Origin of the sequence: Rheinheimera sp. (assembly GCF_036568245.1) — a bacterium.
In the GTDB taxonomy this organism is placed as follows: domain Bacteria; phylum Pseudomonadota; class Gammaproteobacteria; order Enterobacterales; family Alteromonadaceae; genus Alishewanella.
The window spans coordinates 1-22,395 of sequence record NZ_DATCSY010000238.1; the positions used below are offsets into that span (position 1 = coordinate 1).

General features: G+C 50.8%; 24 protein-coding genes. 14 read left to right on the forward strand and 10 right to left on the reverse strand.

The window, feature by feature from the left end:
* Positions 1-58 precede the first annotated feature (58 nt).
* Together VIN66_RS10940 and ilvN are read left to right on the forward strand one after the other, a co-directional pair.
* Positions 59-1,816, forward strand: coding sequence for an acetolactate synthase 3 large subunit (locus tag VIN66_RS10940; protein WP_331924029.1), 1,758 nt, complete (start codon positions 59-61; stop codon positions 1,814-1,816).
* Position 1,817: 1 nt separating this feature from the next.
* A complete protein-coding gene (ilvN, locus tag VIN66_RS10945; protein ID WP_331924030.1) occupies positions 1,818-2,309 on the forward strand; it encodes an acetolactate synthase small subunit in 492 nt (163 codons plus the stop codon).
* A 64-nt stretch (positions 2,310-2,373) separates the two neighbouring features.
* Here ilvN and VIN66_RS10950 read toward each other — a convergent pair whose 3' ends face one another.
* Positions 2,374-3,609, reverse strand: a complete 1,236-nt coding sequence (locus VIN66_RS10950; protein ID WP_331924031.1) for a divalent metal cation transporter — start codon at positions 3,607-3,609, stop codon at positions 2,374-2,376.
* 152 nt (positions 3,610-3,761) lie between these two features.
* On the opposite strand from VIN66_RS10950, the gene VIN66_RS10955 reads away from it, so the two are divergent.
* From VIN66_RS10955 to VIN66_RS10985, 7 genes are all read left to right on the forward strand, one after another.
* Positions 3,762-4,028, forward strand: a complete 267-nt coding sequence (locus VIN66_RS10955; RefSeq protein ID WP_331924032.1) for a hypothetical protein — start codon at positions 3,762-3,764, stop codon at positions 4,026-4,028.
* Positions 4,025-4,273 carry a GNAT family N-acetyltransferase gene (locus tag VIN66_RS10960; protein ID WP_331924033.1) on the forward strand — a complete coding sequence of 83 codons (249 nt, stop codon included), beginning with the start codon at positions 4,025-4,027 and terminating at the stop codon, positions 4,271-4,273. Before VIN66_RS10955 ends, VIN66_RS10960 begins: the two co-directional genes overlap by 4 nt.
* Positions 4,274-4,363: 90 nt before the next feature.
* Positions 4,364-4,936, forward strand: coding sequence for a diguanylate cyclase (locus VIN66_RS10965; RefSeq protein ID WP_331924034.1), 573 nt, complete (start codon positions 4,364-4,366; stop codon positions 4,934-4,936).
* The gene (locus tag VIN66_RS10970) at positions 4,933-6,039 is read left to right on the forward strand and encodes a beta-ketoacyl-ACP synthase III (protein WP_331924035.1); all 1,107 of its coding nucleotides are present in this window, start codon (positions 4,933-4,935) and stop codon (positions 6,037-6,039) included. The genes VIN66_RS10965 and VIN66_RS10970 overlap by 4 nt, the downstream gene beginning before the upstream one ends.
* Positions 6,036-6,722, forward strand: a complete 687-nt coding sequence (locus VIN66_RS10975; protein WP_331924036.1) for an iron-containing redox enzyme family protein — start codon at positions 6,036-6,038, stop codon at positions 6,720-6,722. The genes VIN66_RS10970 and VIN66_RS10975 overlap by 4 nt, the downstream gene beginning before the upstream one ends.
* Positions 6,712-7,566, forward strand: coding sequence for a DUF6999 family protein (locus VIN66_RS10980; protein ID WP_331924037.1), 855 nt, complete (start codon positions 6,712-6,714; stop codon positions 7,564-7,566). Before VIN66_RS10975 ends, VIN66_RS10980 begins: the two co-directional genes overlap by 11 nt.
* On the forward strand, positions 7,563-8,435 hold the full coding sequence (locus tag VIN66_RS10985) for a hypothetical protein (protein ID WP_331924038.1): 873 nt from the start codon (positions 7,563-7,565) through the stop codon (positions 8,433-8,435). Before VIN66_RS10980 ends, VIN66_RS10985 begins: the two co-directional genes overlap by 4 nt.
* Here the strand turns inward: VIN66_RS10985 and VIN66_RS10990 are convergent.
* From VIN66_RS10990 to VIN66_RS11005, 4 genes are all read right to left on the reverse strand, one after another.
* The gene (locus VIN66_RS10990; RefSeq protein ID WP_226766228.1) at positions 8,425-9,186 is read right to left on the reverse strand and encodes an ABC transporter permease; all 762 of its coding nucleotides are present in this window, start codon (positions 9,184-9,186) and stop codon (positions 8,425-8,427) included. The two genes, VIN66_RS10985 and VIN66_RS10990, sit on opposite strands and share 11 nt — an antisense overlap.
* Positions 9,183-10,109: an ABC transporter ATP-binding protein gene (locus tag VIN66_RS10995; protein ID WP_331924039.1), complete on the reverse strand. Its 927-nt coding sequence runs from the start codon at positions 10,107-10,109 to the stop codon at positions 9,183-9,185. The genes VIN66_RS10990 and VIN66_RS10995 overlap by 4 nt, the downstream gene beginning before the upstream one ends.
* Positions 10,110-10,349: 240 nt before the next feature.
* Complete coding sequence (locus VIN66_RS11000; protein ID WP_230818199.1) at positions 10,350-11,288, reverse strand: SPFH domain-containing protein; 939 nt, start codon at positions 11,286-11,288, stop codon at positions 10,350-10,352.
* Positions 11,289-11,326: 38 nt separating this feature from the next.
* Positions 11,327-11,773 (reverse strand): NfeD family protein, encoded by a 447-nt coding sequence (locus tag VIN66_RS11005; RefSeq protein WP_134053135.1) that lies wholly within the window; start codon positions 11,771-11,773, stop codon positions 11,327-11,329.
* Between the two features lie 125 nt (positions 11,774-11,898).
* Here VIN66_RS11005 and VIN66_RS11010 point away from each other — a divergent pair, with 125 nt between their 5' ends.
* Entirely contained in the window at positions 11,899-12,822 is a 924-nt protein-coding gene (locus VIN66_RS11010; protein WP_331924041.1) for a matrixin family metalloprotease, read from the forward strand.
* On the opposite strand, the gene VIN66_RS11015 is transcribed toward VIN66_RS11010, so the two are convergent.
* The 4 genes from VIN66_RS11015 to VIN66_RS11030 form a co-directional block, all read right to left on the reverse strand.
* Positions 12,819-13,727, reverse strand: coding sequence for an ABC transporter ATP-binding protein (locus VIN66_RS11015; protein ID WP_331924042.1), 909 nt, complete (start codon positions 13,725-13,727; stop codon positions 12,819-12,821). The genes VIN66_RS11010 and VIN66_RS11015 overlap by 4 nt on opposite strands.
* Entirely contained in the window at positions 13,724-14,551 is an 828-nt protein-coding gene (locus VIN66_RS11020; RefSeq protein WP_331924043.1) for an ABC transporter permease subunit, read from the reverse strand. Before VIN66_RS11020 ends, VIN66_RS11015 begins: the two co-directional genes overlap by 4 nt.
* Positions 14,552-14,736: 185 nt before the next feature.
* Positions 14,737-15,084, reverse strand: coding sequence for a RidA family protein (locus VIN66_RS11025; protein ID WP_331924044.1), 348 nt, complete (start codon positions 15,082-15,084; stop codon positions 14,737-14,739).
* A 167-nt stretch (positions 15,085-15,251) separates the two neighbouring features.
* On the reverse strand, positions 15,252-16,067 hold the full coding sequence (locus tag VIN66_RS11030) for a YggN family protein (protein WP_331924045.1): 816 nt from the start codon (positions 16,065-16,067) through the stop codon (positions 15,252-15,254).
* Positions 16,068-16,364: 297 nt separating this feature from the next.
* On the opposite strand from VIN66_RS11030, the gene VIN66_RS11035 reads away from it, so the two are divergent.
* The 3 genes from VIN66_RS11035 to VIN66_RS11045 are packed head-to-tail and all read left to right on the forward strand — an operon-like array spanning position 16,365 to position 20,654.
* Positions 16,365-18,173, forward strand: coding sequence for an assimilatory sulfite reductase (NADPH) flavoprotein subunit (locus tag VIN66_RS11035; protein WP_331924046.1), 1,809 nt, complete (start codon positions 16,365-16,367; stop codon positions 18,171-18,173).
* Positions 18,173-19,894 carry an assimilatory sulfite reductase (NADPH) hemoprotein subunit gene (gene cysI, locus VIN66_RS11040; protein WP_331924047.1) on the forward strand — a complete coding sequence of 574 codons (1,722 nt, stop codon included), beginning with the start codon at positions 18,173-18,175 and terminating at the stop codon, positions 19,892-19,894. The genes VIN66_RS11035 and cysI overlap by 1 nt, the downstream gene beginning before the upstream one ends.
* A complete protein-coding gene (locus VIN66_RS11045) occupies positions 19,878-20,654 on the forward strand; it encodes a phosphoadenylyl-sulfate reductase (RefSeq protein WP_331924048.1) in 777 nt (258 codons plus the stop codon). The genes cysI and VIN66_RS11045 overlap by 17 nt, the downstream gene beginning before the upstream one ends.
* Positions 20,655-20,681: 27 nt before the next feature.
* Here the strand turns inward: VIN66_RS11045 and VIN66_RS11050 are convergent, their stop codons facing one another.
* A complete protein-coding gene (locus VIN66_RS11050) occupies positions 20,682-21,329 on the reverse strand; it encodes an META and DUF4377 domain-containing protein (protein ID WP_331924049.1) in 648 nt (215 codons plus the stop codon).
* 198 nt (positions 21,330-21,527) lie between these two features.
* Here VIN66_RS11050 and ahpC point away from each other — a divergent pair, with 198 nt between their 5' ends.
* Entirely contained in the window at positions 21,528-22,094 is a 567-nt protein-coding gene (ahpC, locus tag VIN66_RS11055) for an alkyl hydroperoxide reductase subunit C (protein ID WP_331924050.1), read from the forward strand.
* Positions 22,095-22,395 lie beyond the last annotated feature (301 nt).

Consider the following 22,395-nt stretch of genomic DNA (forward strand, 5'->3'; position numbering starts at 1 on the left):
CTTTGCCTGCAAAGCCGCGGTGAGTTGTCGTTGCCACAGCAAACTATGAGAAATCAAGATGACCAGCCAGACCAAGTCAGCCGACTTAGCCAGAACAACCGAGATGTTGTCCGGTGCCGCTATGGTAATTCGCGCCCTTGCCGATGAAGGTGTTGAATACCTGTACGGCTACCCGGGCGGCGCTGTATTACATATCTATGACGCGCTGTTTCAGCAAAATAAAGTCAAACACGTGCTGGTACGGCATGAACAAGCTGCCACGCACATGGCCGATGCTTACGCCCGCGCCAGTGGCAAAGCCGGTGTCGTCCTGGTGACGTCCGGTCCCGGTGCCACCAATGCCGTCACCGGCATTGCGACCGCCTATATGGACTCGATTCCAATGGTGGTGTTAACCGGCCAGGTCATGAGCCATCTGATTGGCGGCGATGCCTTTCAGGAAACCGATATGCTGGGTATTTCACGGCCTATCTGCAAACACAATATGTCGGTACGCCGGCCTGAAGACATCCCGCTGTTAATTAAAAAGGCGTTTCATATCGCCCAAAGTGGCCGTCCTGGCCCGGTGGTGCTGGATATTCCAAAAGATATGACGATGCCGGATCAGAAGTTTCCGTATCATTACCCCAGCGACGTTAGTCTGCGCTCGTATCAACCGAAACAACAGGGCCATGCCGGCCAGATCAAAAAAGCCGTTACTGCATTACTGGCAGCGAGAAAGCCCGTGTTGTACGCCGGTGGCGGCGCCATTTTAGGCAAGGCGTCTACAGAGCTGACCGAGCTGGCACAGCTGCTGAACCTGCCTGTCACCAACACCCTGATGGGGTTAGGTGCTTACCCGGCTGAGGATAAACAATTTATTGGTATGCTGGGTATGCACGGTAGCTACGAAGCTAACCAGACCATGCACCATGCCGATCTCATTCTGGCGGTCGGTGCCCGCTTTGATGACAGGGTGACCAATAACACTAAGAAGTTCTGCCCGGATGCCACCATCATTCATATCGACATCGACCCGGCCAGTATCAGTAAAACAGTGAACGCCCATATTCCTATTGTCGGTTTGGTGCAGCCGGTGCTGGCCGACATGCTGGCTTTGCTGAAGCAGAAAAAGAAAAAACTGGATGCAGCAGCCTTAACGCAGTGGTGGCAACAGATTGAACACTGGCGCAGCGTACATGGTGGCCGCTACGATATTGAAACCCCGCTGTTAAAACCACAGTATGTTATTGAGCAGGTGAGTAAAATTACCAAAGGCGAAGCCTATGTGTGCAGTGACGTTGGCCAGCATCAGATGTTTGCCGCCCAGTACTACAAGTTCAATAAACCCAACCGCTGGATTAACTCTGGCGGCCTTGGCACCATGGGCTTTGGCCTGCCTGCCGCTATGGGCGTTAAATTGAATTACCCGGACGCCGATGTCGTCTGCGTAACGGGTGAAGGCTCTATCCAGATGAATATTCAGGAACTGTCGACCTGCAAGCAATACGGCCTCGGCGTGAAAATTATTAACCTGAATAATGGTTACCTGGGCATGGTAAAGCAGTGGCAGGACATGAATTATGAAAGCCGTTATGCCAGCTCTTACATGGACTCATTACCGGACTTTGTCAAACTGGCCGAAGCCTATGGCCATGTCGGCATTCGGGTAACCAAACCGGAAGAGCTGCAAGGAGCGTTAGAACGGGCTTTTGCACTGAAAGATCAGCTGGTGTTTTTAGATATTCATATCGACCCGAAAGAGCACGTTTACCCTATGCAGGTGCCCGGTGGTGCGATGAATGACATGTTTTTAAGCAAAACAGAGAGGACCTAACATGCGGCATATTATTTCTGTTCTGTTGGAAAACGAGTCCGGCGCTCTGGCCCGTTTGGTGGGTTTGTTTGCTCAGCGCGGTTACAACATCGACTCGCTGAATGTTGCCCCCACTGATGACCCGACATTGTCGCGCCTGACACTGGTCACCCATGGCAATGATCAGGTTATCGAGCAAATCAGTAAACAGCTGCACAAGCTGATAGAAGTGGTGAAGGTATCGGATATCAGCGAAGCGGCGCATATCGAACGTGAGTTGATGCTGGTGAAAGTAAAAGCCAGTGGTAATCAGCGTGAAGAAGTAAAACGCTGCGCCGATATTTTCCGCGGCCAGATTATCGACGTCACCCCCGCCACCTACACCATTCAACTGGTCGGAACCAGCGACAAACTGGACGCGTTTATTCAGGCGTTGGGCACCACCCCCATTATGGAAGTGGTACGCAGCGGCGCTTCAGGTATCGCCCGCGGTGAAAAAACCCTGGCGTTGTAAAAACTCACCTTTAGTCGTAATAAACCGGGCTGCAACCTTAAAGGTTTACAGCCCGGCTTCAATCTCAAACCACACCGGTAAACCAGGCCAGAAACAATAGTGCAAAGCCTATCAAATAGGCTAAACCCAGCCAGCTCAGTAGCTTCAGCGGTTTACTGAGCACTATAGCGCCGTCGCCGCGCATCAAGCTGTAGTTCAGCCAGGCGAATACCGGTGTGGTTAAAAACGCCAGTGTCATGGCAAACGTCAGCATTGGCGCCAAAGCCGCTTTAAAAAACAGGATTAATGCCATACCGGCAGCAGCCTGTGCCAGCAACCAGTAATTCAGTGCTGATTGGTGCTTTATCCAACCCAATTGCGCAAAAGACGCATGTAAGGTGCGGGCATAGCCATCTAACACCGTAATAGTGGTGCCAAACATACATAAAAAGGCAATAAAAGCCACCAGCGGCTGAGCCCAGCTACCGATGGTACTGGCATACATTTGCATGAGTTGCTGCGCAAAAGCACTACCTGCCAATGCAATGGGTTGATCGCTGCCGTACTGTACCAGCGCGCCCAATGACAGAAACACCAGTGCCAGCGCAGCGGTTAACCAATAGCCCAGGTTAAAATCAAACAGGCCCTGCGCACGGGTAATATGCGTGTGGCGCTGCTTCGCCTGTAACCACAGTGAGCTGATAGCAGAAATTTCAATCGGTGCCGGCATCCAGCCCATCAGCGCGACCAGAAAACCTAAACTGGCTAATGTCCACGGCGATGGGCCAACATAACCAGCCGGTGCCTGAGCGCCGTTATGCCAGGCAATCACTGCCGCTATTACCGTAGTAACCGTCAGTAACGTCATGATGAGCTTCGATACACTATCGAGCGCCTTATAATGGCCCAACAGCAAAATAAACAAACATAGTGCCAGGATAAGCCAGCACAACAGTGTCACTGAAATGTTGCCCGGCAACGCATATTGCAACAAGCTGGCGGTCAGCAGTAAGACACCGGCGGTATTGACCACAGCGGCAATAACATTCAGCACAATAAAACTATAAAAATAGCCGCGGCCTTTACGCTGATAGCCATGCAACAGGCTTTCTTTACGGGTCAGCGTATACTCTACGCCAAAGCGGAAAAACGGATACTTCAGCACATTGACCAGCAGAATCAGCCATGCCAGTTGCCAGCCAAATAAAGCACCGGCCTGAGTTGATGCCACTAAATGCGAGCCGCCAATCGCGGCAGTTGCCATCAGAATACCCGGCCCTAATGCCTGAAAACGGCTACGCCAGCCAGTTTGTTGCTGCATAGTTATTGTTCTGTATTGTAATTTTTGTTGCGCCCAGCTTAGCCAAAGGCCCGGTTAAATACTATCGGCCAGGCGGTTTTTTCTGCTGTACATTGGCAATGCAGGCGAATTCTTTCATACTGGCCGCATGCCGCTACAACACTGAGGTATTTATGAGCGAAGAACTGCTTGATCAGGCCATGTTATTTGAAGTTGTCGAGAACCAGCTGGCCGACAATTACCCGAAGCAAGTAACCGAAACCCTGATGCGCCTGCGCATGACTGGCCACAGCCGGGATGAAGCTATTGAGCTTATCGCCTGCGCCCTGGCACCGGAAATGATCGATGTGATTGAACATCAGCAAAGTTTTAATTTAGAACGTTATGCTGCCCACCTGGCACAACTGCCTGAAATGCCTTGGCTGGGAGATGACGAGTGACAACGGCAGAAGTGCAACATCAACCACAGCAGCAGCGCTTTGTATTGCACCTGGATGGTGCAGAAGCTGTACTGGACTATGCAATAACGGGCAAGGTTATCAATTTTCACCACACCTTTGTGCCGGTTGAATTCCGCGGTAAGGGTCTGGCAGAAAAACTGGTACGTCACGGCCTGGCATGGGCCAAAGCCCAGCAATACCAGATAACTGCCAGCTGCTGGTACGTACAAAAATTTTTACGTTGAGTGCTATCAAAGCCTTATTGCACAAAGCTGTCTACAAACCATTAACCTTAGGCTATAGTACGGCGCAGTATTAGCACCAACAGGAGTAAGGTGTTGCAAACCAGTCAGTTACTGATCCAGTTAATGCTTTATGTGTTTCTGCCTCTTTGGGGTATCGCCGGTTTTATTGACTGGTGCTGCCACCGCGCCACCCGCATTGAACATACTTCAGGTTTGAAAGAGTCGCTGGTGCACTCGCTAATGGGTATTCAGATGGCGATACCTATTTTGCTGTGTCTGCTGTTTCAGGTAAATGTACTGATTATGCTGATCTGTATTGCCGCCTGGCTGGCGCATGAGGCAGTAGCGCATTACGACGTACACTATGCTGCGCCGAAACGGCATATCAGTATCTGGGAAATGCATGCCCACAATTATCTGGCCACCTTGCCACTTTATATGCTGCTGCTGATCATTGTGATTAATTATCCGGTCTTTATTAAACTAATCAGCTTTAACTGGCAGGGCGAGTTTTACTTTGCCCGCATGCCATACGCCCACGGCGGTGACACTTACCTGCCGTATTACCTTGGCTTTATGGCTCTGGTATGTGTACTGCCTTACATGGAAGAAAACCTGCGCTGCCTGCTGGCAGCACTGAAGCAGCGGCAGGTAAAAGTATGAGTGTTTATATTACCGCCAGCGGCCACTTTCTACCCGGGCCAGCCATCAGTAATGACGAAATGGAGCCGTTGCTGGGCTATGTACATGGCAAACCCAGCCGGCTGAAACGGCGTATTTTGCAGTCAAACGGTATTAAATTCCGCCACTACGCCATAGATGCCAACCACAACACGACCATTTCCAATGCCGCTATGGCAGCTAAAGCCGCTGAGCATTGCCTGAGCCAGAGCTTTCTGGGTAAACGCCAGATCAAAATGCTCAGCGCTGCCACCAGCCAGGGCGATATTGTGCTGCCAGGTTTTGGTTCTATGCTACAGGCCGAGCTGGGGCTTAACGATATAGAGCTGCATAGCAGCCACGGTATTTGCTCCAGCAGTATGATGGCTTTGAAAGCAGCTTTTACTAACCTCAAAGCCGGTGAGCAACAAAATGCGTTGGTGGTGGCAAGCGAGCTAACATCGCGCCTGTTTAAAGCCAGCCGCTACGAGGCGGCGGGCACAGCGCCGGATTTTAACGCCGAGTTTCTACGCTGGATGCTATCGGATGGCGCCGGCGCCCTGCTGCTGGAAACCAAGCCACGTAATAAGTGCTTTCGCATTGACTGGATCCGCAGTTTTTCCCATGCCGATGCTTACCCGGTGTGCATGAGCGTTGGCTACCCGACAGACAACAGCGTCAATCGTAGCTGGCAGGATTACCCAACCTACGCCGCCGCCGAAGCCGATGGCGCCCTGTTGATACGGCAGGATGTGCGGCTACTGGAAAATATTGTCAAGCTGGGGGTTGATGGTTATTTGCGCCTGATCGCCGAAGGCCGGGTGCAAGCGGATAAAATCGACCATGTGTTATGCCATTATTCCTCACATTATTTTCGTGGCAAAATTTTCGACATGATGCAGCGCGCCGGTGTCGGCATAGCCGAACACAAGTGGTACAGCAACCTGTATAGTCGCGGTAATACCGGATGCGCCTCCATTTTTATTATGCTGGACGAGTTTCGCCGCACTCAGCCATACAGTGTTGGCGATACTATCTTATGCATGGTGCCCGAAAGCGGCCGTTTTAATAATGCTTATATGCAACTGACAGTGGTGGAAGCATGACCGAGCAGCTGTTAAGCCCGCAAGGGCAACAATGTTTACAGGCCCTGATGCGGGTTTGGTTTGAATTTGAACGCCAGCTTGGCCGGGTACCTTTGCTGCAGCGGCTTGAACGCGGCCAGTTCAGCAAAGCCGATTATTGTCAGCTGCTGCTAAACTGGCGCCAGCAGGTTATTGAAGGCTCACGCTGGATCAGTCGCTGTGCCTCAAGTTTTGACCGCGATTACAGCGATGTGCGCTCAGTTATTATCGGCCACGCCCGTGAAGAGCACCGCGACTACGAAATGCTGGAGCAGGATTATCTGGCTGCAGGTGGCAGCTTAAGCGATATTCAGACCGCAGCACGTAATATCGGCACCGAAGCACTGCACGGCTTTTTAATGTACCGCGCCAGCCAGCCTAACCCGGTCGATTTAATTGGCGCTATGTGGATTATCGAAGGCCTGGGGCAGAAAATGGCCAGCAATTGGGCCGGCCAGATCGACAGCTGCACCGGTGGCGACGGCAGCTATACCCGCTTTATGCGCTACCACGGCGCCAACGACGACGGCCACATGCAAAAGCTGTATCAGCTGATCGACCGTTTATGTCAAAGCCCGCAGCAACTTAGCGCCATAGTGCGTACCGCCCTCGTCACTGCGAGGCTGTATTGCCTGCAGCTGGAGGAAACCGATAATGAGTATTAAGCCAAATCGCGGCCCCAGCGCCTATTTAAAAGCTATCGCCAATGACAACTCGCTGCCAATTGAGCAGGCCGCGCTGGATTTATGGCAAAAAGATTTACAAAACCCGCTGCGCTGGAGCATCCGCCCGCTGCTGCAGTTTATTTTCGCCATGTTGCTGCACCTAACCTGGCTGGTTAAGCGCCTGCCGCTACCACAATTCAGTGCCCACACCACGCTGCAACGGCTGATTTGCTGGTTTTGTACGCACTTTGTCAGCAAAGAAGCTAACCTGCTGATTTTGCGTCACTATGCCACAGAATCGAATATCCTGAATTTTCTGGCGGCCAACAGCGGGGCAGACAGCGCAACACCGGTACAACTCTACCCCAAATGCATTGCCGATATGCAGCACGCCAGCTTTGTGCAGCACGATCAGGAGCTGTTTCGCCTGTTCGCTGAGCTTGGCCGTCATCAAAAACCTGCCGAACCACTCAGTAGCGCTGCGCTTAATTGGCAGCACTGGCAACCGCTTGATATGCCGCAATTTCAGCTGGAAGAAAAACGCAGCCAATGCCTCGATTTTGAAACCTCGCATGCGTTGTTTATGTGCTTATTTTGTTTGCTGCTAACGCGTGAAGAATACCGCGATGCCATAAATGGCTTTAACCTGGACCAATCTATTGCGATTCGTATTGGCCATTTAGTTGGCGATAACAGCCTGACCGAGATGGCGTACAATAAATACCCGCATTATTTAGTTGGGCCGTGGAACCTGGGGCAGCGCTTTTTAATGCACGGCTTTTTTACCGAACATTTATATGCCTACCTGCAGCAGCGCTATAGCACAGAGAAAAACGACGTATGAAGCAGGCTGCACTGGTAACGATACACGGTATGGGCGAAACTGAACCCGACTACGCGGCAATGTTATTCCAGACGGTGCAACAGGGCTTGGTGCAGCCTGCGCAGCTGTATTGCGGCACAGTATATTATCAGGATTTACTGCAATATAACGAACAACGGGTGTGGCAAGCCACGGGGTTCAGGCTGCGCTGGAGTAAGCTGCGCCGCTTTATGTTATTCGGTTTTGCCGACGCTGCCGCCCTGGAACATCGCAAAGAACAGCCACACAGCCTGTACCATTACAGCCAATTGAAAATAGCCCGCGCCTTGTATCTGGCCAAACAGCAACTGACCGCAGATGGCAAACTGGTATTACTGGCACACTCATTGGGTTGCCATGTGTTGTCATGCTATTTGTGGGATGCGCAACAAGCCAAAGCCGGCGTTAAACCTGCCGCCGGTATCTGGCGGGATATAAAACGTTATCAGGCGGGTATCAGCGGCGATACACCATTAACCGATGATGACATTGCTTTTTTACGTGGCGATCGGCTAACAGCCTTGATTACAACCGGCTGTAATATTCCGATTTTTGTTGCCGCCCATGCCATCGAGCAGATAGTGCCCTTTACCAAACCCCGCCACGACTTTATCTGGCATAACTATTACGATAAAGACGATGTACTGGGCTGGCCACTGGCCGATTTATCCGAAAGCTATGCCGCCCTGGTTACGGATATCGAAGTAAATGCCGCAGGTGGCTTTTTCGGCTGGCTGGCCGCCAGCTGGAACCCATTGTCGCATAACCAGTACTGGCGTGAACAAACTGTTATTGCCGCACTGCGACGTCAACTGAACATCGCCTTGCAGACACCACCAGTTAAACCTTAACTTTGTAGCCGGTATGGAAAATCCAGCAGATCACACCGATACAAAGTGCCATAAACAATAAAATCATTGCCAGGCTCAGGCCTACATTAACATCGGCCACGCCATAAAAGCTCCAGCGAAAACCGCTAATTAAATACACCACCGGGTTAAACAGCGTGATTTGCTGCCATAGTGGCGGCAGCATGCTTATCGAGTAAAAACTGCCGCCTAAAAATGTCAGCGGTGTAATCACCATCAGCGGTACTATCTGCAGTTGCTCAAAGCTGTTTGCCAGCACACCGATAATAAAGCCGAATAAACTAAAACTAATGGCAGTTAACACCAAAAATGCCAGCATCCATAGCGGATGTTCAATACTGAAGTCGACGAAAAATCTTGCTGTCAGCAGAATAATTAATCCAAGCAAAATAGCTTTGCTGGCAGCTGCCCCGACATAACCAAGGATAATTTCGATGGCTGAAATCGGCGCCGACAAAATCTCATAGATAGTGCCAGAGAATTTTGGCATATAAATGCCAAAAGAAGCATTAGAGGTGCTCTCCGTCAGTACGGTCAACATGATAAGGCCGGGTACAATAAAGGCACCATAGCTGATACCGTCAATAGCGACCATTCTCGAACCAATCGCTGAGCCAAACACGATAAAGTACAGCGATGTAGACAATACCGGCGAGGCAATGCTCTGCATCAGAGTACGCCAGGTACGCGCCAGCTCGAACAGGTAAATAGCTTTGATAGCGTAAAAGTTCATGCAGCATCTCCGATCAGGCCAATAAAGATATCTTCCAGTGAGCTTTCCTGCGTATTCAAATCGCTTAACTCTACACCTAAGCTATTGAGCTGACGCAATAAGGTAGTAATGGTGGCCTGCTCTTGCTGTGCGTCATAGGTGTAGATGAGTTGCCTGTTGTCGGCAGACAGTTGCAACTGGTACGCTGCCAACGCAGGCGGAATTTCAGGTAGCGGTTCAACCAACTGTAGGAGCAGTTGTTTTTTACCCAGCTTTTGCATCAGGCTGCTTTTGTCATCGACCAGCACCAGCTTACCGGCCCGGATGACGCCGATGCGATCAGCCATGTCCTCTGCTTCTTCAATGTAATGCGTGGTCAGAATAATAGTCACGCCACTGTCACGCAGCCGGCGGATCATTTGCCACATATCCCGGCGCAGTTCAACATCGACACCCGCAGTGGGTTCGTCCAGAAACAGGATCTGCGGCTGATGCGCCAACGCCTTGGCAATTAACACCCGCCGTTTCATGCCACCAGACAACGCCATAATTTTGCTGTCTTTTTTATCCCACAGCGACAAGTCCTTTAGCAGTTGCTGTAAATAGGCGGGGTCGGCCGGTTTACCAAATAACCCCCGGCTGAAACTAACCGTATCCCAGACCGTTTCAAAAATGCTGACCGACAACTCCTGTGGTACCAGCCCGATACGCTGCCTTGCTTGCCGGTACTGTTTAACAGTATCCAGACCATCAACCAACACAGTGCCTGTGCCCGGATTTACAATACCGCAGATGATGCTGATTAACGTGGTTTTACCGGCACCGTTTGGCCCCAACAGCGCAAAGATTTCGCCGCGCCGGATCTCTAACTGCACATTCTGCAGTGCCTGAAACCCTGACGGATAGGCTTTACTTAAATTATTAACCTGAATAACAGACTGCACCTGACCTCCTGTATAGCTGATTTAGCCGTAACCAGTGTAGCGTAAACGGCTACAAAAACTGCTTACTACGATAAAGCCGCATACACTAATACCTCAAGCTAACCTAAGGTCAAGTAGCTATGCCGGATATACGACTATCTGGATTTATCGACTAACACACGAAAATTTAACTATGACAACAGCTTATTAGGAAAAATGAAAAAACCGGCATCAGGCCGGCTTTTTTATCGTAAATTGCATTTACTTGGCTTTTGGCTGTGCCACTTTTAAGATTTCCGTTAAACCGGCGACTGCACCGCCGATATTGGCCAGCTCTGCCGGCACTATCATGGTGTTATTGGTTTTTGCCAGGTTACCGAATTCTTTTACGTATTGCTCTGCTACCCGCAGGCTGACCGCCTCAGAGCCACCGGGTTGATTAATGGCCTCAGCAATTTTGCGTATACCTTCTGCCGTGGCAATCGCAATAAGTTCAATCTCGCGCGCGCGGCCTTCGGCTTCGTTGATTTGACGCATCTTGTCACCTTCAGACAGGTTAATCACTTCCTGCTTCTGGCCTTCGGACACGTTAATCATCGACTGGCGCTCACCTTCCGATTTGGCAATAGCGGCACGGCGTTCTCGTTCGGCCCGCATTTGCTGCTCTAATGCATCTTTAATGCTGATGGGCAGCTCAATATCGGCAATCTCGTAGCGCAGTACTTTCACGCCCCAGGGGGCTGCGGCTTCATCTAATGCTTTTACCACTTCTTCATTAATTTTGGCGCGTTCTTCAAAGGTTTTATCCAGATCAGTCTGGCCAATCACAGAACGCATCGTTGTTTGAGCCAACTGCGCGGAAGCGTAACGGTAGTCGTTAATGCCATAGCTGGCTTTATGGGGATCGATCACCTGCAGGTACAAAATGCCGTCTATGCCTACCTGAATATTGTCCCGGGTAACACAGGTCTGGCGCTGCACATCGATGACTTCTTCTTTTAAGCTATGCACATAGGCTACTTTGTCGATAAAGGGGATCAGAATATGAAAGCCCGAATCCAGCGTGCGCGAATATTTACCCAGCCGCTCTATTACATAATTACTTTTCTGCGGTACCACCCGGGCGGTTTTAACAATGGTAATGATGACCGCCAGCGCAAAGCCGGCCATTAAAATAGTATTAATATCAATTGGACCCATCAGATTTACTCCTTAAACAGATGGCAGGTTGGATAAAATTAGTCAGGCTTAACCGCTGATACCACCAGCTTAATGCCATGGTTGGCCACTACCCAGGCAACATCGCCGGCATGCAGATTATCAGCCGACTCTGCATCCCATTGCACGCCGTTTAGTACGACGCGACCTGCGCCCTGGTTAAAATCGGTATGCACAGTGACTCGGCGGCCGATGTCATCAGCAAAACGGGAGGGTTGCTCATTGCTGTCGGCAGTGTAACCGACAAACCAGCGTTTAAAATGGCCGCGCACGGTAAACAGCAGCAGCAATGACAAAACGCCAAACAATAAGAACTGCATGCTGTAGCTGTCAATCAGGCCAAAATTCAGCAATAACCCCACGGCTATCGCTGCAATACCAAAAAATACAGCCACTATACTGGTCGCCATTAACTCTGTCAGGATCAATACAATACCGGCAATGATCCACAGGGTAGCAATATTCACTTAATTTGCTCCTTAACAATTGTTATGCTGCACATTAACTTAAGGCATACAAAGTGGTCAATCTGAACCGGTAAATGGCTTTGTAACAAGCTATGTTAGGCAGCAGCTTGTCGATTGAGGTGCAAATGAAACTGTTATTGCGTGTGCTGTTTTATACCGTATTGGTGTACGCCAGTTATCAGCTGCTGGCGGGGTTGATGCAGAAAAAGCCGCAGCTGCCGAAGGTGTTGCAGGACTACGCCGACAATGCGATGCAGCAGTATCTGTGTAAAACCCCGGTAAGCTGGCGTATAGGCCAGCTGGACCCGGCATTTGATTTAACGCTGGAGCAGGCGGAACAAGCCGCCCACAGTGCTTCCATGCAATGGAACCAGGCCTTTGGTCTCGAACTGTTCCGTTATGACAGTATCGATGGTTTTGCGATAAATTTTGCCTACGATGAGCGTCAGCAACAGGTACTGCAGCAGGCGTTGCTGCAGCGTAATCTGGCCAGGTACGACACTAACATTAACCAGCGCGTAGCCGGTTTACAGCAGCAAAGCGCCCAGTTGCAGCAACAGCAGCGGCAGTTCGAGGCACAAAACCAGCAATTTGCTGCTGATGTCGCAGCATTTGAACGCAAAGTGCAGCAAGCCTCACTCGATCGCAGCGCCTTGCAACGCGAGCAGCAGCAGCTGAACCAGCGTCAGCAACAATTGCAGCAGCAGGCCGACAACCTTAATACTGAACAACAAAGATTACAGCGTGAACAGCAATACATTAACGACACTGTGGCGGACCGCAATGCCCTGCTACCGCAGCAAACTACTGAAGTTGCCAAAACCGAAGTCGGCCTGATGGAAATACGCGGCAAGCAGCGTGTGATGACTATTTTCGCTTATAAAACACTGACCGATTTACAACTGACTATAGCGCACGAATTTGGCCATGCGCTGGGTGTCGGCCATACCGACAACCCGGCGTCAGTAATGCATGCAGCACTGAATACCCAACAAAGCCGGCTGACCGCTGACGATATTCAGGCACTTAAAGCACAATGCGACCTTTAAACGCTGCTGAACAGTTTTTGCTCTAAGGTTTTACCTTTAGTCAGGTTGCGATAGCGCCAGCCATTGGCAGCCAGACATTGCAATACCGTCAGATCGAAATCAGCGTTTTGCTGGGCCTGATAGCACAGTAACAGTGTTTTCTGCTGTAGCGCCTCAATGCTGACAACGCCGGACAACTCAGTCAACGCCTGTGTCACGGCCGCTGTGTCATCATGCTCCAGCTGCAGTGTCAGGTATTGTTGCTGACTGTCGGCATTACTGTTCGTTTCTGTCTTTAATCGCCCCTGCTCCAGATACAGCACTTTGTTGCACAGTTGCTCCAGCTCGAAAATATTGTGCGAGCTGATAACAAAACTGACTTCAGCACTTAAACGGCTGATAAGCTGGCGGATTTGCAACGCATTTACCGGATCGAGCCCGGCGGTAGGTTCATCGAGTAAAATCAGCTGCGGTGCGCCAATAAATGCCTGGGCTATAGCGGCCCTTTTACGCATACCATGGCTCAGTGCACCGGCTTTATGCTGGCGCTGCTCACTGAGCCCAACCAGTGCCAGCACCCGCTCGGTTTCTGCCCTGGCAGCCTTGCTACTCAGCCCTTGCAAGCGGCCATAAAAATCCAGCTGCTCGCCTATACTGAATGCCGGATCGAACTGGGCATCCTGTGGCAACGCGGCGACCTTACCGAACAAGGCGGCGCTGCCCGGTTTGTGACCAAACAGCAGCACGCTGCCACTGTCTGCTTTTAAGTAACCACACAGAATACTGAATAAGGTGGTTTTACCGGCGCCGTTCGGGCCAATCAGTGCTGCCACTTCACCTTGCTGCAGCGTAAAATCGAGTTGTTGCAATACCTTTTTACTGCCAAACGCCTGGCTGACACCCTGACACTGAATAATAGTGCTCATAACATTCTCCTTTTCAGCAGTACGGTTGCAGCCGTTAGCAATACGGCGGTTTGCGCCAGCGGTAACAGAGCATGTTGCAAGGTGACCCAGCCCTGCAGTTGGATCAGCTGCAGCACCTGGGTACCGGGCAGATAGCCCATGACAAACAAGTAGTCAGGGAAGTAAAAAATAAACCAGCTAAGCAGTGCAAATACCAACCCCAGGCTGACAATAGCCAGGCTGACCGCCAGCCGGGCAGAGCGCACCATGGCAGAAAAACAGCTCATCAGCGCGGTAAAGGGTAACAGTACCAGCAACAGGTTCACCGCAATAACGATAGCAGCAGTGAGCATCGCCAGGCTGATGCCGCCTTCACGCCAGGCAGCCAGCGATAAGGTGGCCGCCAGGGTTAGCAAAATTAAGCTGCCCTGTACCAGCATCTGTCCGCAAAAACGCCCCAGCACTATACCGGCGCGGCTGGAACGTAAAGCCAGAAAGCGCAAAGTGCCGCGCTCTAAATCACTACATAGCTGATTGGCGGTAAAGAACAGGCAAAATGTCGGCAGAATAAGCAGGCTCAGCACCCAATACACCGCCAGCTCTGGTGCCGGCCAGGCAAATAATTGCGTCAGACCGCCGCTGCCAAACACATCGCGGAAAAACTGCTGAAAACCGTCGGCGCTGATAAGGTCGCTGGCAGGCGCTATGGCATAGCGCAGCAGGAAAAACCAGATTACGGCTGTTGCAGCCAGAGTCATCAGGCCACGGCGGGTAAGCCATAAACGTTGTAGTTCAAAGCCAGCATACAGCCAGCCTTGTTGTAGTGTACTAAGCGGATTTGCCATCGCATCGTCCTGTGCAGTCGTTATTGTTTAGTTATGTCACACTAGCGTGTAGTGACAGTCGTTGCAGCAATGGTGCCACTTTAACTTACCATTGAAATACAAAAACATAGCATCAAGGCGGCAACTTTTATCGCGATAAAACAGCTGACGAATGGCAAATTTCACTAAATATTCGTCTATTCGTGTTATTGCGCAGCAACAATTTTAATTTCTATTTTCCAGGCCGGGTCTGCCAGTTTTGCTTCTACTGTGGCCCGGGCCGGAGCACAGCCGGGCGCGACCCAGTTATCCCAGGCAAGATTCATCGCGGCGTAATCAGCCATATCAGCCAGATAAATAGTCGCATCGATAAGCCGGGTTTTGTCAGTGCCGCATTGCGCCAGCAAGGCATCAATCTGGCCCAGCACATCTTCTGTTTGCAGCGTGGCGTCATCGCTGCTATTTTCCGGCACCATGCCAGCACAAAAAATCAGTCCGTTAACAATAACAGCTTCAGAGTAACGGGCAGCAGGTAAAATACGTTGAATGGTCATACAGCGTGTCCTGAATCGCTAAAAAGCCACAGGCTACCCTGAACCGCTGCAGATAACCAGCCAGCTTGGCATCAGCTGATATCAGAAAACGCAAAAAAAGACGCGCTGTCAGGATGAGAGCAGCGCGCCAAAATCGTGGTTGGGATAGTACACGAATAGGGTTAAGCTTAGTTGTACAGATAAAATGCTGTAGTGTTGTCAGCATTAATTTCAATTAAATCATACTGCTGCATTTGTGGAACCGCTTGCTGGATTTGTGACTCCAGCACATCCAGATGCTGCAGGTTAGCGCACATCGCTTCACCACGTTGCTCCAGAGCCTGGCTTTTAACATCCATACGCGCTTCTAAATCTTCACCAAAGCGCTCCATTCGCTCGCCAAAGGCTTCCATCCGCTGCTCGAAGTTACCTTCGCCACTGCTGATAGCCTGGCCGACCAGCATCAGAATACTGCCCATAGAGCTGGTGATAGCCTCTTCAATCGCCTGTTCAAATTCTTCGCCAAACGCATCGTCCATGTTGTCAAAGCGGCTGCCGTACACTTCAATCGTGTCACCACTGCGTACAATAACGTTTTCTGAGCCGGTTTTAATTTTATCCAGTGCTTTTTGCAGTGCCGGATGATCGTCCAACGAATCGCCGGTCAGTTCGGTCAGCACAGAATTTACCGCATCTGCCGCCAGCACCAGCGCATCTTCCACCAGCGCTACCGTTTCCAGTGTTTGGGTACGGACACCAGCCTGATAATCGCGCAGCAAAGCACGGGTATTGCTGTCAGTGCTGACCGCTTTACCGTCCAGCCACAGCTGCCCATCGTTATCAATGCGCCACAATTCTGTGCCGGCATCTTTCATACTGACCAACTGACTGTTGATCACTAAATCTTTATCGAAATTGACGTTGCAGCTCTGGCCTTCGTGCGCCATGACGGCGCTGCTGATACTGGTTAACGCAAAACCGGTAGCGATAAGTAGAGTTTTCATTATGTTATCCTTTGGGCAATGGGCCTGTGTTAATGACAGGCATAGCATTACAAGCTTGATGCCAAAATTTAAGTCGCTGTTATTTAAATAAAAGTTTGAATGAAGGCGAAAAATAAATTTTAGCCATTAGTGCTTTTGACCACTTTTTAGTTTTTTTATTATGTTTCTGGCTGCCGTGGCGCTAATGTAGCAGTGGCTTTTTAATTACTTATTGGAATAAAGAAGAGAGATCCATTCTTTTACCGGCATACATATAGATGGCTAAAATAGCTGAAATCTTAGTGTGCAGGATCTTTTATGCTTTTATCTTCCTTAGTTGCGCAGGCCAGCCCTTTGTCTGAGCAGCAAGTCAGCCAGTTGCAGGGGCTGATCAGTCAGTTAAACCCTATTCAGCAAGCCTGGGTTAGTGGCTATCTGGCAGCGAGTGCCCAGCTGGCAGCGCAAGGTAGCGCCGTTCCTGCACAGGCAGCGGCTGCAGCCAGCCTGACGATTTTGTTCGGCTCTCAAACCGGCAATGCCCGTCATATCGCAGAAGCACTGGCTAAGCAGGCTCAGGGTAAAGGTATTACAGCCAAAGTGGTTGATATGGCTGAGTACAAAACCAGCCAGCTGAAGAATGAGCAGTATCTGGTGATTGTAACCTCTACCTACGGTGAAGGTGAGCCGCCGGAAAATGCTATTGGCCTGCATAACTTTTTATTCAGTAAAAAAGCACCAAAACTTACAGGCTTAAAATATGCCGTGCTGGGGCTGGGTGATACCAGTTACGAGTTTTTCTGTAAAACCGCGCAGGATTTTGACAGCCGTCTTACAGAGCTTGGCGCCGTATCTGTGCAAGCACGCGCTGATTTAGATGTTGATTATCAGGTGCAGGCTGATAGCTGGAGCAGCGAGGTTATTGCCAAACTCGAGCCTGAGCTAAAAGCGGCTACCGCACCATCAGCCCAGGTTATTGCCTGGCCAGGTAGTGATACTACGGCAGGCAGTGTCAGCCAGTACAATAAGCAAAGCCCGTTTGCGGCAGAGCTGTACACCAACCAGAAAATTACCGGCCGTGATTCCGGCAAAGATGTGCGGCATATTGAAATTTCACTGGCGGGTTCAGGCTTAAGCTATCAGCCGGGCGATGCACTGGGTGTATACTTTACTAACGACGCAGCGCTGGTACGCGAGTTGCTGTTACTGACGGCCATCGCTCGTGACACCCCTGTCACGCTGGGTGCTGAAACGCTTACCATTGAGCAGGCGCTGACTGAACAGCTGGAGCTGACACAATCTTACCCGGCCTTTGCCGAGAAATATGCCGCTGCTACCGGCAACACTGCCTTAGCCGACCTGGCTGCTGATAAAACCGCGCTACGGGCTTATTTAAACGAGCGCCAGATTATTGATATTGTTCGCGATCACCCCGGCCTGCTAAGCGCCCAGCAACTGGCGGATGCACTGCGCAAACAGCAACCACGACTGTATTCCATTGCGTCATCACAGGCTGAAGTAGAAGACGAAGTGCACTTAACAGTGGCGGTAGTACGTTACGATGCCTACGGCCAGCCACATTTGGGCGGCGCGTCTGGCTTTTTGGCCGAGCGTTTAGCCGAAGGTGAAAAGGTTAAAGTCTTTGTTGAGCACAACAATAACTTCCGCCTGCCACAGAGTGATGACACACCAGTGATTATGATTGGCCCGGGTACCGGCATAGCGCCATTTCGTGCCTTTTTGCAGGAACGTGATGCCCGCGGTGCCAGCGGTAAAAACTGGTTGTTCTTCGGTAACCCACATTTCACCCAGGACTTTTTATACCAGCTGGAACTGCAAAACTATTTAAAACGTGGCGTGCTAAGCAAGCTGGATGTGGCTTTTAGCCGCGATCAGGCGGCCAAGGTATATGTGCAGGATAAGCTGCGTAAACACGGTGCCGAGGTATGGCAGTGGCTACAGGACGGCGCGCATTTGTATATCTGTGGTGATGCCAACCGTATGGCCAAAGATGTACAGCAGGCACTGATTGACATCGTACAACAGTACGGTGGCAAAACTGCCGATGAAGCACAACACTATTTAGATGAATTACGCGTCGCAAAACGTTATCAGAAGGATGTCTATTAATGAGTCAGTATCCAATTAACCCAGATTTAGTGGCACCGGGCGCACTGTCTGATAACGAGCGCTTAAAAGCAGACAGCGATCATCTGCGCGGCACTATCGCCAGCGACCTTAAAGATGAAATTACCGGCGGCTTTAACGGCGATAACTTTATGCTGATCCGCTTTCACGGCATGTATCAGCAGGATGACCGCGATATCCGCGCCGAGCGCACCGCGCAAAAGCTGGAGCCGCTGCACAACGTGATGCTGCGCGCGCGGATGCCGGGCGGCATTATTACGCCACAGCAGTGGCTGGCAATTGATAAATTTGCTGCAGACAGTACCTTGTATGGCAGTATCCGCTTAACCACGCGCCAGACTTTTCAGTTTCATGGTGTGTTAAAGCCAAACATTAAACCGATGCACCAGTTTTTAAACCAGATCGGTATCGATTCTATCGCCACCGCCGGTGACGTTAACCGTAACGTGTTGTGTACCTCTAACCCGGTAGAGTCTGAGCTGCACCAGCAGGCGTATCAGTGGGCAGCAAAGATCAGTGAGCATTTACTGCCAAAAACCCGTGCTTATGCAGAAATCTGGCTGGATGAAGAAAAAATTGAAACCACCGAAACCGAACCGGTATTAGGCGATAGCTACCTACCGCGTAAATTTAAAACGGCCGTGGTTATTCCGCCACACAACGATATTGATGTGCACGCCAACGATTTAAGTTTTGTGGCCGTGGCCGAAAATGGTCAGTTAGTCGGTTTTAACGTATTGGTAGGTGCCGGCCTGGCAATGACCTGGGGCGACACCGCCACGTACCCGCGTATGGCCGATGATTTAGGCTACATCCCACTGCAGCACGTGCTGAAAGTGGCCGAGCATGTAGTGACCGTGCAGCGCGATTACGGCAACCGTTCGAACCGCAAAAACGCCAAAACCAAGTACACCATTGATCGTATCGGTATTGATGCCTTTCGCGCTGAAGTGGAAGCCCGCACCGGCGTGGCTTTTGAACCGGTAAAACCTTACAGCTTCACCAGCCGTGGCGACCGTATTGGCTGGGTTGATGGCATCGACGGCAAACAGCACTTAACACTGTTTATTGAAAATGGCCGGGTGCTCGACTTTCCCGGTAAGCCGCTGAAAACCGGCCTGGCCAAAATCGCCGCCATACATCAGGGCGATTTGCGCATGACGGCGAACCAGAATCTGATCATCGCCGGTGTACCGGCTGAGCAAAAAGCGGAAATAGACGCCATTGCCCGCGCCCACGGCCTGATTGACGACAGCCACAGCGAACAGCGTAAAAACTCGATGGCCTGTGTATCGTTCCCGACCTGCCCGCTGGCGATGGCTGAAGCCGAACGTTACCTGCCTGAGCTGGTCACTAAAGTAGAGGGATTACTTGGCAAGCATGCAATTGCCGATGAGCATATTGTGCTGCGCGTTACCGGCTGCCCGAACGGCTGTGGTCGCGCCATGCTGGCCGAAGTGGGTTTAGTTGGCCGCGGGCCTGGCAAGTATAACCTGTACCTGGGTGGCAACCGTGAAGGTACCCGTATTCCGCGCCTGCTGCTGGATAACGTTGGTGAAAGCGAGATCCTCACCACACTGGATGGTTTAATTGGCCGCTGGGCCAGTGAGCGTAGCGACAGCAGCGAAGGCTTTGGTGATTTCGTGATAAGGGCCGGTGTTGTTGCACCGGTAGTGGTACCAAAAGATGACTTCCACAGCTAAGCAAACCCTTAACCCGGCTGCAGACAGTAAGTATCAGACGATTCTGCAGCAGGACAATGCCACGCAACAGGCGTGGCTGGCTGAAGCCAATGCGCTGCTGGCGCCGCTGTCAGCAAGTGAGCGTGTGCGCTGGGCGCTGCAGCATCTGCCGTTAAACCCAATGCTAAGTTCCAGCTTTGGTATTCAGGCGGCGGTGATGCTGCATCTGGTCACACAGCAACAGCCGGATATCCCGGTGGTATTAACGGATACCGGTTATTTATTCCCGGAAACCTATCAGTTTATCGATACGCTGACAGAACAGCTGAAGCTGAATCTGAAAGTGTACAGCTCACCGCTAAGCCCGGCCTGGCAGGAAGCACGTTTTGGTAAGTTGTGGCAAACGGCTAACGGTATCAAGCAATATAACCAGCTGAATAAAGTGGAACCAATGCAACGCGCATTGAAAGAGCTGAATGTAGGCAGTTGGTTTACCGGCTTGCGCCGCAGCCAAAGCAGCACCCGAGCCGACAAAGCCATTGTCGAAATAAGCCGCGGTGTAGTGAAAATCCAGCCTATTATCGACTGGAGCAACAAAGACGTGTTTTATTACTTAAAGGAGCATGGCTTAAGCTACCATCCGCTGTGGGAGCAGGGTTATGTCTCTGTTGGTGATACCCATTCCACCCGCAAGCTGGAACTGGGCATGAGCGAAGAAGACACCCGCTTTAATGGCTTTGGCCGCGAATGCGGCCTGCATATGGACGGTGACGGTATTTAGCCGCCTAACGACAGAATAAACGCAGCTTTATTCTGTCTTAACCAATTTCTGCTCAACGATCATATCAAGGATCCAGCGTTTTGCCGGCGCATCGGCTGGCGGGTTAGCCACCGGCAACTCTTTAATCCGCACCCGGTATTCAATGCCCGGCTCTGGGCTGAAGCCTTCAATTTCGCCATAATGCAACTGCCAGTTATCGTTAGCGCTGTCGCGCACCTGCAGACACTGCATTTTACCGACACCGGTGCATGTCTTGCGTTCGGGCGCGACATAAATCAACCGGGTGCTGGCATTACTCAGATCCGGTTGCAGGCTAAACTGATACACGGTGTCATCTTTACTTAATGTCAGTATTTTACCGTCGACACTGACCCGGGGGCGCTGCTGCAGTAGCTGACTGAACTGCTGCTCGCGCTGCATAATTTCAGGCGAACACGCCATCATAGTGCTGGCCAGTTGAGAAACCACCAACTCGCCCTTATCTAAGCTGTAATTACCCATGGCATTGTTACAGCCGGTAAAACCGGCCAGGCGACCATCTGCCAGTTTTAACCGCAATGGCTTTTGTGTGGTAGATGCTGTCAGTTGCACATATTCGCCCTCGGGGACAATGGGCTGCTGACAGGCAACAAGCAAAGGTAACAGACACAGCGGCAGGATAGATTTTATTGGCATTTTAGTACTCCGTAGCGTAAACAACGCTGTGAAGTGTGCCACAGTGCGGCCGACTGTCCGCTGAACAGTAAGATAAACTTAATTATCAATTAAAACGATTAAACTGATTTGTTTTATTCGTTTTGACAATTGAAATGAGCGCGGTAACATAGCCGCAGTTGAAACATGATGTGTGAACTAACCTAAAGGAGTAAGACTATGTCTTCTATTATCAATACCAAAATTAAGCCGTTTAAAGCTACTGCGTTCCATCAGGGTAAATTCGTACCGGTTTCTGACCAGGATTTAGCAGGCAAGTGGTCTGTAGTTGTATTCTACCCAGCTGACTTCACTTTCGTATGTCCAACTGAGTTGGGCGACCTGGCTGATTACTATGCTAAGTTCCAGGAAATCGGCGTAGAAGTTTACTCAGTATCAACTGACACGCACTTCACCCACAAAGCGTGGCACGATGCGTCTGAAACTATCAAGAAAATCAACTACCCAATGATCGGTGACCCAACAGGTACTATCACCCGTAACTTCGGTGTAATGATCGAAGAAGAAGGTCTGGCACTGCGTGGTACTTTCGTTATCAACCCGGAAGGCGAAATCAAAGTTGCTGAAATTCACGACTTAGGTATCGGCCGCAGCGCAGCTGAACTGTTCCGTAAAGTTCAGGCAGCTCAGTACGTTGCTAACCACGACGGCGAAGTATGTCCAGCTAAATGGACTCCGGGTGAAGCGACATTAGCGCCTTCACTGGACCTGGTAGGTAAAATCTAAGCAGTGACTTGCTCTGCAGTTCACTGCAGGGGAACCTGACTACAGCCCGCAACACGAAGCTGTAGTTCAGCTTCCCTCTGCCAAACGATACGGTTTGGTTGCCGGGCAGGTACTGCCTGCCCGGAACACCCAACAAAAAATATAAACAGTCTGAACTTGCAGGCTGCGGCTTTTTGACGCCCGGATTTCGTATCCGCAGCATTATCGTCACAGTAATTTTGGAGTTGAATATGTTAGATACTAACCTGAAGCAAACACTTAAAACGTATTTACAGAACCTGAAAACACAAGTTGAGCTGGT

Excerpts from the sequence above, each read along its gene's own strand:
- cysI (WP_331924047.1), top strand. The coding sequence starts at position 18,173 with ATGAGTCAGTATCCAATTAACCCAGATTTAGTGGCACCGGGCGCACTG.
- ahpC (WP_331924050.1), top strand. The coding sequence starts at position 21,528 with ATGTCTTCTATTATCAATACCAAAATTAAGCCGTTTAAAGCTACTGCG.
- VIN66_RS10955 (WP_331924032.1), top strand. The coding sequence starts at position 3,762 with ATGAGCGAAGAACTGCTTGATCAGGCCATGTTATTTGAAGTTGTCGAG.
- VIN66_RS10985 (WP_331924038.1), top strand. The coding sequence starts at position 7,563 with ATGAAGCAGGCTGCACTGGTAACGATACACGGTATGGGCGAAACTGAA.
- VIN66_RS11000 (WP_230818199.1), bottom strand. The coding sequence starts at position 11,288 with ATGGGTCCAATTGATATTAATACTATTTTAATGGCCGGCTTTGCGCTG.
- VIN66_RS11045 (WP_331924048.1), top strand. The coding sequence starts at position 19,878 with ATGACTTCCACAGCTAAGCAAACCCTTAACCCGGCTGCAGACAGTAAG.
- VIN66_RS11015 (WP_331924042.1), bottom strand. The coding sequence starts at position 13,727 with ATGAGCACTATTATTCAGTGTCAGGGTGTCAGCCAGGCGTTTGGCAGT.
- ilvN (WP_331924030.1), top strand. The coding sequence starts at position 1,818 with ATGCGGCATATTATTTCTGTTCTGTTGGAAAACGAGTCCGGCGCTCTG.
- VIN66_RS11025 (WP_331924044.1), bottom strand. The coding sequence starts at position 15,084 with ATGACCATTCAACGTATTTTACCTGCTGCCCGTTACTCTGAAGCTGTT.
- VIN66_RS11010 (WP_331924041.1), top strand. The coding sequence starts at position 11,899 with ATGAAACTGTTATTGCGTGTGCTGTTTTATACCGTATTGGTGTACGCC.
- VIN66_RS10950 (WP_331924031.1), bottom strand. The coding sequence starts at position 3,609 with ATGCAGCAACAAACTGGCTGGCGTAGCCGTTTTCAGGCATTAGGGCCG.
- VIN66_RS10970 (WP_331924035.1), top strand. The coding sequence starts at position 4,933 with ATGAGTGTTTATATTACCGCCAGCGGCCACTTTCTACCCGGGCCAGCC.
- VIN66_RS11030 (WP_331924045.1), bottom strand. The coding sequence starts at position 16,067 with ATGAAAACTCTACTTATCGCTACCGGTTTTGCGTTAACCAGTATCAGC.
- VIN66_RS10940 (WP_331924029.1), top strand. The coding sequence starts at position 59 with ATGACCAGCCAGACCAAGTCAGCCGACTTAGCCAGAACAACCGAGATG.
- VIN66_RS11020 (WP_331924043.1), bottom strand. The coding sequence starts at position 14,551 with ATGGCAAATCCGCTTAGTACACTACAACAAGGCTGGCTGTATGCTGGC.
- VIN66_RS10990 (WP_226766228.1), bottom strand. The coding sequence starts at position 9,186 with ATGAACTTTTACGCTATCAAAGCTATTTACCTGTTCGAGCTGGCGCGT.
- VIN66_RS10975 (WP_331924036.1), top strand. The coding sequence starts at position 6,036 with ATGACCGAGCAGCTGTTAAGCCCGCAAGGGCAACAATGTTTACAGGCC.
- VIN66_RS11050 (WP_331924049.1), bottom strand. The coding sequence starts at position 21,329 with ATGCCAATAAAATCTATCCTGCCGCTGTGTCTGTTACCTTTGCTTGTT.
- VIN66_RS11035 (WP_331924046.1), top strand. The coding sequence starts at position 16,365 with ATGCTTTTATCTTCCTTAGTTGCGCAGGCCAGCCCTTTGTCTGAGCAG.
- VIN66_RS10980 (WP_331924037.1), top strand. The coding sequence starts at position 6,712 with ATGAGTATTAAGCCAAATCGCGGCCCCAGCGCCTATTTAAAAGCTATC.